The organism is Micromonospora sp. S4605, assembly GCF_003176715.1.
Classification (GTDB): domain Bacteria; phylum Actinomycetota; class Actinomycetes; order Mycobacteriales; family Micromonosporaceae; genus Micromonospora; species Micromonospora echinaurantiaca.
Genome location: NZ_QGSW01000344.1, coordinates 1 through 9,641, shown reverse-complemented (window position 1 = coordinate 9,641; position 9,641 = coordinate 1). Strand labels below are relative to the sequence as shown.

At 73.1% G+C, this 9,641-nt stretch carries 8 protein-coding genes; 4 read left to right on the top strand and 4 right to left on the bottom strand.

Features of this window, described 5'->3' with window-relative positions; translation table 11 throughout:
* The first annotated feature begins 699 nt into the window (after nt 1-699).
* Nucleotides 700-1,455 (top strand): SDR family oxidoreductase, encoded by a 756-nt coding sequence (locus tag DLJ47_RS29685; RefSeq protein ID WP_109904919.1) that lies wholly within the window; start codon nt 700-702, stop codon nt 1,453-1,455.
* 74 nt (nt 1,456-1,529) lie between these two features.
* On the top strand, nt 1,530-2,453 hold the full coding sequence (locus DLJ47_RS29680) for an RNA polymerase sigma-70 factor (protein ID WP_109904917.1): 924 nt from the start codon (nt 1,530-1,532) through the stop codon (nt 2,451-2,453).
* 92 nt (nt 2,454-2,545) lie between these two features.
* Here the strand turns inward: DLJ47_RS29680 and DLJ47_RS37250 are convergent, their stop codons facing one another.
* Nucleotides 2,546-2,752 (bottom strand): hypothetical protein, encoded by a 207-nt coding sequence (locus DLJ47_RS37250; RefSeq protein ID WP_233258085.1) that lies wholly within the window; start codon nt 2,750-2,752, stop codon nt 2,546-2,548.
* Nucleotides 2,753-3,054: 302 nt separating this feature from the next.
* Here DLJ47_RS37250 and DLJ47_RS29670 point away from each other — a divergent pair, with 302 nt between their 5' ends.
* The gene (locus DLJ47_RS29670) at nt 3,055-4,389 is read left to right on the top strand and encodes a TrkH family potassium uptake protein (protein WP_109904915.1); all 1,335 of its coding nucleotides are present in this window, start codon (nt 3,055-3,057) and stop codon (nt 4,387-4,389) included.
* A gap of 25 nt (nt 4,390-4,414) precedes the next feature.
* Nucleotides 4,415-5,047 (top strand): potassium channel family protein, encoded by a 633-nt coding sequence (locus DLJ47_RS29665; protein WP_109904921.1) that lies wholly within the window; start codon nt 4,415-4,417, stop codon nt 5,045-5,047.
* 104 nt (nt 5,048-5,151) lie between these two features.
* On the opposite strand, the gene DLJ47_RS29660 is transcribed toward DLJ47_RS29665, so the two are convergent.
* The 3 genes from DLJ47_RS29660 to DLJ47_RS29650 form a co-directional block, all read right to left on the bottom strand.
* The gene (locus DLJ47_RS29660) at nt 5,152-6,789 is read right to left on the bottom strand and encodes a serine/threonine-protein kinase (protein ID WP_109904913.1); all 1,638 of its coding nucleotides are present in this window, start codon (nt 6,787-6,789) and stop codon (nt 5,152-5,154) included.
* A gap of 70 nt (nt 6,790-6,859) precedes the next feature.
* Nucleotides 6,860-8,413, bottom strand: coding sequence for a fused MFS/spermidine synthase (locus DLJ47_RS29655; protein ID WP_109904911.1), 1,554 nt, complete (start codon nt 8,411-8,413; stop codon nt 6,860-6,862).
* A gap of 36 nt (nt 8,414-8,449) precedes the next feature.
* Entirely contained in the window at nt 8,450-9,454 is a 1,005-nt protein-coding gene (locus DLJ47_RS29650; RefSeq protein WP_199236055.1) for a coiled-coil domain-containing protein, read from the bottom strand.
* Nucleotides 9,455-9,641 lie beyond the last annotated feature (187 nt).

Here is a 9,641-nt window from a genome sequence, read left to right as displayed (position 1 = left end):
GCGGTGCCCCGCCTCGACGTACCGCCCCGCCGGGGCCGGCGGCGGCTACGTCGCCGAGCGGTGGCCGCTCGCCGTCCGACACGGCCCTGACCGCCTGGCGAGCTGCCGGGGCCGACCCGACCTGCGCGCCCCGACAACTGATGCCGCCCCGGTACCGGCGCCGTCCCCCGGTGGTGACCGACTCCCGCCTTCCGACCACTTTCGGGTGCCCGCACGGCGACCGTGCCGGCACCCCGGCCCGTACTCGGTACCGTCCTGTCGAGCTGCCCTCACAGACGGGGCAGGACCCTGCCGTCCCTGGTTCCGGTCCGGCGGCGAGCAGCAAGATCGCGCTCAATCCTGGATGTAGTGGCCTCCCACCGCGTCCGAGGCCACGACAACAAAAACAGTGCGATCTTCGCGGGTGCCCCGGCCGCGCCGCCCCCGCGGGACACGTCGGCGGGACACCCCGGCCGGACGCCCTGGCGGGACACCTCGGCGGGACACCCGGCGGGACACCCCGGCGAGACACCCCGCGGGACGCCCCGGCGGTGGTCCTGTGCGTGGGGCAGCTCGACAGCGTCCTCGGGCACCTGTCACCGCCGCGGGGATGGGCCAGCTCACGAACGGCTGACCGGTTGTCACGAATCGCCGCCCTGGCCGGTCGTAGGTGCTTGACTGCGGCGTGAGATGCCGCGGCAGGAAGGGAAGAGATCGACCATGAAGATCGTCGTCATCGGCGGCACCGGACTCATCGGCAGCAAGGTCGTGGCCATCCTGGAAGGGCAGGGCCACGAGGCGGTCGCCGCGGCGCCCAAGACCGGCGTCAACACCCTGAGCGGTGAGGGCGTCACGGAGGCGCTCGCCGGCGCGGACGTCGTCGTCGACGTGTCCAACTCCCCGTCGTTCGAGGACTCCGCGGTGCTGGACTTCTTCACAACCTCCACCCGCACCCTGCTCGCCGCCGGCGCCGAGGCGGGCGTGGCCCACTACGTGGCGCTGTCCATCGTCAACTGCGACCGCATTCCGGACAGCGGTTACATGCGGGCGAAGGTCGCCCAGGAGAAGCTCGTGAGCTCCGCCGACATCCCGTACTCGATCGTCCGGGCCACGCAGTTCATCGAGTTCGTCCCGGGCATCGTCGCGGCCGGAGCCGACGGGGACACCGTCCACCTCTCCCCGGCGCTCATCCAGCCGATCGCGGCCGACGATGTCGCGGCAACGGTCGCCGAGGTCAGCCTCGGCGACCCGGTGAACGGCGTGGTGGAGGTCGGCGGGCCGGAGCAGTTCCGGCTCGACGAGCTCGGCCGCGACACCCTCGCCGCACAGGGGGAGTCCAAGGAGGTCGTCACCGACCCGGAGGCCCGGTACTTCGGCGCCCGGCTGGACGAACGGTCCCTGGTGACCGCCGACGGCGCGCGGAAGGGCACGACGACGGTGGCGCAGTGGCGCCAGCGGGCCGGCCAGCGGGCGTAACCCCGCGAGGATCCGCACGCGGTGGGCCGGGCTCCTCCGCCAGGCCCACCGCGGCGCCCGCTACGTTTGGGCACATGGTGAGCGGTCGAGCGGACGCCGACGGCACCCCGGCCACCCCCGGCTGCTCGGCCGTGACGGCCGACGATCTCACCGAGTTCCTCGCCATCCGCCCGCGCCTGTTCGGCATCGCCTACCGGATGCTGGCCAGCGCCACCGAGGCCGAGGACGTCGTCCAGGACGCCTGGCTGCGCTGGCAGGGCACGGACCGCCGGAAGGTCCACAACCCGGCCGCCTTCCTGATCACCACCACCACCCGGCTGGCGGTCAACGCCGCCGGCTCGGCGCGCGCCCGCCGCGAGCGGTACCTGGGGCCGTGGCTGCCGGAGCCGGTGGACACCAGCGCGGACCCGACCCTCGGCGCCGAACGGGCCGAGGCACTGGATGCCGCCGTCCTGCTGCTACTGGAGCGGCTCACCCCGACCGAGCGGGCCGCGTACGTGCTGCGGGAGGCCTTCGACTACTCGCACCGGCAGGTCGCCGAGGTCCTCGACACCACCGAGGCGAACGCCCGGCAACTGCTCAGCCGGGCTCGGCGGCACCTGGCCTCGCAACGGTCCTCCCCCGCGTCCCGCGGTGAGCGGCGGCGGCTGGTCGAGACGTTCGTCGCGGCAGCCCGGGACGGGAACCTGGCCCGGTTGGAACAGCTCCTCGCCGCGGACGTGGTCGCCCGCTCCGACGGTGGCGGCCGGGTGGCCGCCGCACGCAAGGACGTCCACGGGCCGGCCCGGGTGACGAACCTGCTGGACAACGTCTGGCGCAAGTACTGGCGTACCTCGACCTTCCGGATCGTCGAGGCGAATGGCGAACCGGCGGTGCTGGTGGCCGACGGTGACGGCACGCCGCAGGCGGTGGTCGCCCTGAGCGCCCCGGACGGGCGGGTCGAGCTGCTGCTCATCGTGGTCAACCCGGACAAGCTGGGCCAGTTCGCGGCCGGCTGAGCACGGCGCCGGCCCGCCACCTGAGTTCCGGCCCGTCACCTGAGCGCCGGCCCGCCACCTGAGCGAGGTGACGGGCCGGCGACGTGGGCGGGTCAGCGCTGGGCGAAACCGGCGCGGGCCGCGACGGCGGTGTCCGGGTGGTCGGCGAAGACCCCGTCCAGGCCCAGACCGAAGAAGAGTTCGTACTCGGCCTGGATGTCGCCGCGGGCGTTCGGGTCGGTGCCGATCCGGAGGTTGGCCGGCAGGAACTGGTTCTCTGCGCCGGTGAAGTCGTACGGGCGCCCGGTGGCGTCGAGCAACTTCGGGCGAGGTCGATGACCTCCTGGAGCGTGGGCACCTCGAACCGGCCGTCGAAGGTTGTGTTGGCCACCCGCACCTGCGGCAGCCGCTCCTTGGCCCGCAGCGTCTTCAGCTCGGCGAGCGTGAAGTCCTCGGTGAACCAGCCGGTCACCCGGGTGCCGTCGATGGTCTTCGTCGCCCGGCGGGTGACGAACTCCGGGCGGGTGGCCACGTCGGTGGTTCCCGAGACTGGCCGACAGGTGAACCCTCCCGGGATACCGGTTTCTCCACCCCGATCCGGGCGGAACAGGAAGATTGTCTGGTGCGCCGGTTTTTTCGTCACCCCGTACGGCTGGTGCCGTTCGGCTTCCTGGCGACGATCCTGCTCGGCACCGGCCTGCTGATGCTGCCCTGGGCGACCAGTGAGCACCGGTACACCCCGTTCGTCACCGCGTTGTTCACCGCGACCTCGGCGGTGTCGGTCACCGGCATGGCGGTGGTCGACACCCCGAACTACTGGAACGAGTTCGGCCTCGCGATGATCACCGTGCTCACCCAGGTCGGCGGGATCGGCATCGTCACCGGGGCGACCCTGGTGATCCTGGTGGTGGCCCGGCGCCTCGGGCTGCGCAACCGGCTGCTGGTGCAGGCCGAGACCCAGGAGTTCGGGTTCGGCGACGTACGCCGGCTGCTCATGCGCATCGCCGCCACCTCGCTGATCTGCGAGGCGGTGATCGCGGCGATCCTCACGGTCCGGCTGGCCGCCAGCTACGACTACCCGCTGGGCCGGGCGCTCTGGCACGGCGTCTTCCATGCCGTGCAGGGCTTCAACAACGGCGGCTTCGCGCTCTACACCGACAACCTGGTCGGCTTCTCCACCGATGCCTGGGTCACCCTGCCGCTGGCCATCGGCGCGATCATCGGCGGGCTCGGCTTCCCGGCGCTGTTCGAGGCGGTCCGGGAGTGGCGCCAGCCGGCCCGCTGGGCGGTCGGCACCAAACTGACCGTCTGGGGCAGCCTGGTGCTGCTCCTGGTCGGCTTCCTCGCCCTGCTCATCGTGGAGTGGGGCAACCCGCGCACCCTCGGCCAGTTCGGCTGGCCGGACAAGCTGCTCGCGGCGTTCACCCAGGACGCCTTCATCCGCACCGGCGGATTCAACGTGCTCGACACCACCAGCCTCGGCGAGGAGACGTACCCCACCTTGGTCGCGCTGATGTTCATCGGTGGTGGCAGCGCCAGCACCGCCGGCGGGATCAAGGTGGCCACGTTCTTCCTGCTCGCGTTCGTCATCTGGGCCGAGCTGCGCGGCGAGCCCGACGTGACGATCGGGCACCGCCGGGTGGCCACCGCCAGCCAACGACAGGCGATCACCGTGGCGCTGATCAGCGTCGCACTGGTGGTGGCCGGCACGGTGGGTCTGATCGTGATGACCGAGGGCGTGCCCTTCTACGCCGCGCTGTTCGAGGTGACCTCGGCGTTCAGCACCACCGGGCTCTCCGTCGGCGTCGCCCCCACGCTGCCGGAGAGCGGGCAGCTCGCCCTCATCGCCCTGATGTACATCGGCCGCGTCGGGCCGCTCACCCTCGGGTCGGCGATCGCCCTGAACACCCGGCGACGGCTCTACCGCTACCCCGAGGAGCAACCCATTGTCGGCTGACAGCACCAACGACGGCGGTATCCTGGTGATCGGGCTGGGCCGGTTCGGCGGCTACCTGGCCGAGTCGCTGACCCACCTCGGCCACGAGGTGCTGGCCGTCGACCGCAACCCCGAACTCGTGCAGCGCTGGTCTGACCAGCTCGACCGGGTGGTGCAGGCCGACGCCACCGAGGAGGACGCGCTGCGTCAGCTCGGCGCGTCCGACTTCCAGAGCGCGGTGGTCGCCATCGGCGCCTCGGTCGAGGCCAGTGTGCTCGCCGTGCTGGCCCTGGTGGAGCTCGGCGGGCCGCAGGTCTGGGCCCGGGCCACCTCGACCAAGCACGCCAAGATCCTCGCCTCGGTGGGAGCGCACCACGTGATCTTCCCGGAGGCGGAGACCGGAGAACGGGTGGCCCACCTGATCGTCAGCAAGATGCTCGACTTCATCGAGTTCGGCGCGGACTTCGCCATCGCCAAGGTACGCGCGCCGCAGAGCCTCACCGGCCGGTCACTGGCCGAGGTCCGGCCGGCCGAGCGGCACGGCGTACGGGTGGTCGGCGTGCAGCTGCCGGGCGAACGGTTCCGCTACGCCACGGACGACACCCTGGTCCTGCCGGGCAGCACGCTGATCGTCGAGGGGAGCATCGAGGAGGTGCAGCGCTTCGCCGCACTGACCTGACCGCCCGCCCGTCAGCACGGCGGCCGCCGGCCATCCGTCAACAGGGCGCGGGCCCGCTGTCAGCACGGCCGCCGGCAGCCCGCCGTCAGGCCGGCGCGAGACGATCAGTCGTCGTCGCGGTCGTCGTCATCGTCCCCGTCCCTTCCCTCGGCTTTTTTTCCACCACCGTTCCCCTTGCCCTTGCCGGAGTTGTCGGACTTCGCCGTGCTGCCGCCCGCCTTGGTGGTGACCTTCTTCTTCGGCGGAGCCTTGGTGGTCTTGGGGGCCGGTGCCGTGCTGGGTGCCGCGCCGGCCACGCCGGACACCTGCACCGCGCAGGTCTCGCCGCTGAGGCGGAACTCCACCGGCAGCGGGTTCACGCCGGTGTGCCGGCCGGTCAGGGTGAGCTTCTCGGCCGCGCCGGGCGCCAGCGCGGGCCGCCCCGGCGCCGGCCGTACGGTCACCGTGCTGCCCTGCTGGTCAACCGGCGCGGGCGCCGCCTTCGTCACCGTCTGCTTCCCCGGGAAGGCGAAGCTCATCGTCCACTCCCGCAGCTCCCGGTCACCGGTGTTGGTGAGGGTCAGCTCGGCGGTGAAGTCCTTGCCGGTGTCGGTGCGCAGCGCGTACGCCACCCGGCAGGGAGCGGGCTTCTCCACCCCCATCCGGGCGGGCGTGGGCTCGTCGACGCCGCCGCTGGCCGGGCTGCGCGAGGTCAGCCCCCACAGCGACGCGGTCACCGCGATCAGCCCCGCGGCGGCCACCCCGGCCTCCACCTTCCGGCGCCGGGCCACCGCCCGGCGGTTGCGGGTACGCGAGAACGGCAGCGCGTCCGTCGCCGCCGACCAGGGCAGGATGGTGGTGCCGGCGCTGGCCAGCGTGGCCGCGTCGGCCGGTGCGGCGGCCGGGGAGACCGGCACCGCCGGCAGCATGCCGGCCGCCTCGGCGAGGGTGGCGGCCACCTCGGCGGTGGCCGGCCGGTCCTCGGGCCGCTTGGCCAGGCAGCGGCGCACCAGGTCGGCCACCTCGTCGGCCAGCCCCGGCACCGGCGGCATCGGCTCCGGATCGTTGTACATGTGCGCGCGCAGCATCTCGGTGGTGGTGCTGGCCTGCCAGGGCAGCCGGCCGGTGAGCATCCGGTAGAGCAGCAGGCCGACCGCGTACACGTCGGTGGCCGGCGAGACCTGGCCGTTGTCCAGCCGCTCCGGCGCCAGGTACGCGGGCGTGCCGAGCAACGCGCCGTCCGGCCCCTTCTCGCTCTCCCCGACCAGCGCCGAGATGCCGAAGTCGACCACCTTCACCCCGGTGGGGGTCAGCATCACGTTGCCCGGGGTCACGTCGCGGTGCACCACCCCGCGGGCGTGCGCGGTGGCCAGCGCCGAGGAGACCTCCGCGCCGATCGTCACCGCCTCCCGCCAGGGCAGCTGCCCGCCGCGGCGCAACCGGCCGTTCAGCGACTCCCCGTCGATCAGCTCCATCACCACGTACGGCACGGTCAGCCCGACCTGCTCGGACTCGCCGTAGTCGTACACGTTGGTGATGTTGGGGTGGCAGAGCCGCGCGGCGGCCTGCGCCTCGATCCGGATCCGGTGCCGGAAGGCCCGGTCGCTGGCGAGCCGGGAAGCGAGCACCTTGACCGCCACCTGCCGGCCGAGCACCTCGTCGTAGCCGCGCCAGACCACGGACATGCCACCCGCGCCGAGCTGCTCGATCAGCCGATAACGCTCACCGAGCAGTTGCGCGCCGTTCTGGACCCCTCCACCCATGGTCAGCGTTGTTGCCCCGGCGGGCCCGGACTACACCTCCAGAGTCGGAATCGGTCAGGAAGTCACCCGTTCAGGCGGTCGCCAGCAGTTGGTCCACCGGGGCGTAGTCGTCGGTCAGCACCAGCGCGTCGCCGACGAACCCGCTCAGCTCCGCGCCGGACAGCAGGGTGGTCGCCTCGTCGAGGGTGTCCAGCCGGGCCCGCACCGCGTCCAGCGGCAGCGGGGCGTCGGAGGCGACGATGAGGAAGTTGGACCCCTGCTCGCCGGCCAGGGCGACCGGTGGGGCGATCAGCGCGACGTGCCGGAACTCGGCGGCGACGGTGGCCAGTTCACTGCGGATGAAGCGCAGCGGCGGGTAGTCGATGACGTTCTGCACGTAGACGCCGCCCGGCCGGGTCACCCGGCGGATCTCCGCAGCCATCTCCCGGGTGGCCAGGTGCCAGGGCACCACCAGGTGCCCGAAGGCGTCGCCGACCACCAGGTCGCGGCTGTCGCCCGGCTCGCCGGCCACCAGCATCCGGGCGTCACCCACCACCGCCCGCAGCGCCGGCCCCTGGCGTACGCCCAGCTCGCGCTCGCCCAGCTCGACCAGCCCGCCGTCGATCTCGAAGACCACGTTGTCGGTGCCCGGGCGGGTGGCGGTCAGGTAGCCCGGCACGGTGAACCCGCCGCCGCCCAGGTGCAGCGCGTCCAGCCGCCGTCCCGGCGGCGCCACCACGTCGGCCACCGCCCCGATCCACTGGGTGTACGCGTACTCCAGGTGGGTCGGGTCGGCGAGGTCCACGTAGGAGTGCTGGGCCGAGTTGAGCAGCAGGGTCCGGCCGCTGTCCCGGTCGGGGTCGGCCTCGATCCGGGCGCAGTGGTACGCCGTCTCGATGTCGCACGGGTTCGGGGCGACCGTGGTCAGCCCCGCCCCGACCAGGCCGAGTACGGCCAGCGCGGCCTTGGCCCGGGCCGGGCCGGGCGTGGCGGCGCGGTCCCGGCGGCGCAGCCACACCCCGAGGGCGAGCCCGGTGATCCCGAGCGCGGCGGCCAGGGTGAACAGGATGACCGTGCTGGGCAGGGCGGCGACCAGCACGAAGCCGGTGCCCAGGGTGGCCGTGATGCCGCCCAGCGTGCCGATGCCGGAGAGCCGGCCGACCACCTGGCCGGTGCGGCGCAGGTCGGCCAGTTGCAGCTTGACCACCAGCGGGGTGACCGCGGCGAGCAGCGCCGCCGGTACGAAGACGGCGAGCGCGACCAGCAGCAGAATGGCGGTCGCGGCGCCGCCGCGCAGCACCTCACCGGCGTACCGGACCACCGGCAGGGTCACCGCGGTGGCGATACCGGCCAGCACCAGCGCCGGGGCCAGCAGGGTACGCGGGTCCCGCCGGTCGGCCAGCCAGCCGCCGGACCACGCCCCGTACGCGATGGCGGCCAGCGCGATGCCGATCACCGAGCTGGTCACCTGGAGGGTCACCCCGACGTACGGACCGACCAGGCGCAGCGCGACCGTCTCCAGCACCAGGACGGCGCCGCTGGAGAAGAAGACCAGGAACGCGGCGAGACCTCCTGGCAGGGCCCGGCCCGTGGCCGGCTCGGGCTGCGCGGGCGGTACCGCGACGTCGGGCGATGGGGAGTTCACCGTCGCGATGGTACGCAGCGAACCTGGCGCTCCGGGTCAGTACATCGAGAGATGAACATGGTTCGTATGGTCGGCGGCGGGGCTGCCGCCACCGCTGTACGAGCGCCAGCCGGTGCCCGGATGCCAGATCTGCCGGTACCAGATCACGTAGAGCACGCCGAGCCGGCTGGCGTTGCGCACGTGCCAGGCGGCCAGGCTGTCCCCGTACGCCTTGTCCCCGCCGGTCGCGGTCCTGTCCTCGAACCCGCCGGCGGCGGCGGAGAAGTCGCAGGCCCGGCCCTTCGGATGCTCGCCGGAGCCGCCGCTGCGGTAGCAGGAGACGTAGCGCTTGTAGCCGGCTGCCTTGGTCTGCTGGAGGGCGTTGAGGGTGCGCGGCGTGATGCACCCGGAGGTGGTCGGATCGTTCACCGAGCAGGACTCCGACGGCCAGGACCCGTCCGGGTTGCGGGGCGCCGGCTTGGCCGAGGTCGAGCTGGCCCCGCTGAAGCCCCCGCTGCCGCCGCCGCTGACCGCGGCGAGCGCGGCCTCGGCCTCCTTCTTCTTCTTCGCCATCACGGCGAGCTGCTTCTGCTGCTCCCGGACCTCGGTGTCGAGGGCGATCTTCGCCTCCTGCGCCTGCTGGCGTGCCTCGGCCAGCTCGCGCAGCCGCTTGCCGTCCCGCTGCGCCATCAGGTCCAGGTTCGCCGCGCGTTCCAGGAACGCCACCGGTGAGGCGCTGTTGAGCAGCATCGACGCCGGGGTGAGCCGCCCCACCCGGTAGGACTGGGCGGCCACCTCGGCGACCTGCTCGGTCAGCTCACCAAGCCGGACCTCCAGCCCGGTCAGCTCCCCCACCAGCGCCTTCTGCCGGCGCTTGGAGTTGTCCAGCTTCGCCTTGGCCTCGAGGTGCGCCTTCGCGGTGGCCTCCAGGGCGTCCCGGAGCTTCTTGGTGCCACCCTCGTTCGGCTCCGCGTACGCGGGCACCGCCCCCAGGCCGAACAGCAGCGCGACGGCGGCGAGCAGAGCGATCAGCGGGCGGCGGCCACGACGCCCGACGGGCATGGTCCTGGGCACGACAGCATCCTTCCGTCAGCCGCCGGCCCCCGTGGTACCGCTGCCTGGCGGCGGTCACCGCCGGCGCCGGTCGGCGGCCTGCTGGCGGAGACCGGCGGTCAGGATACCGGACCATCGGGCCCGGACCAGCCCCCCGCACGCCCGACGCCCGCATCATCGACCCCCCGTACCTGTC

Bases quoted from the DNA above. Each gene is read 5' to 3' on its own strand.
- DLJ47_RS29680 (WP_109904917.1), top strand. From the start codon at position 1,530: ATGGTGAGCGGTCGAGCGGACGCCGACGGCACCCCGGCCACCCCCGGC.
- DLJ47_RS29650 (WP_199236055.1), bottom strand. From the start codon at position 9,454: ATGCCCGTCGGGCGTCGTGGCCGCCGCCCGCTGATCGCTCTGCTCGCC.
- DLJ47_RS29660 (WP_109904913.1), bottom strand. From the start codon at position 6,789: ATGGGTGGAGGGGTCCAGAACGGCGCGCAACTGCTCGGTGAGCGTTAT.
- DLJ47_RS29685 (WP_109904919.1), top strand. From the start codon at position 700: ATGAAGATCGTCGTCATCGGCGGCACCGGACTCATCGGCAGCAAGGTC.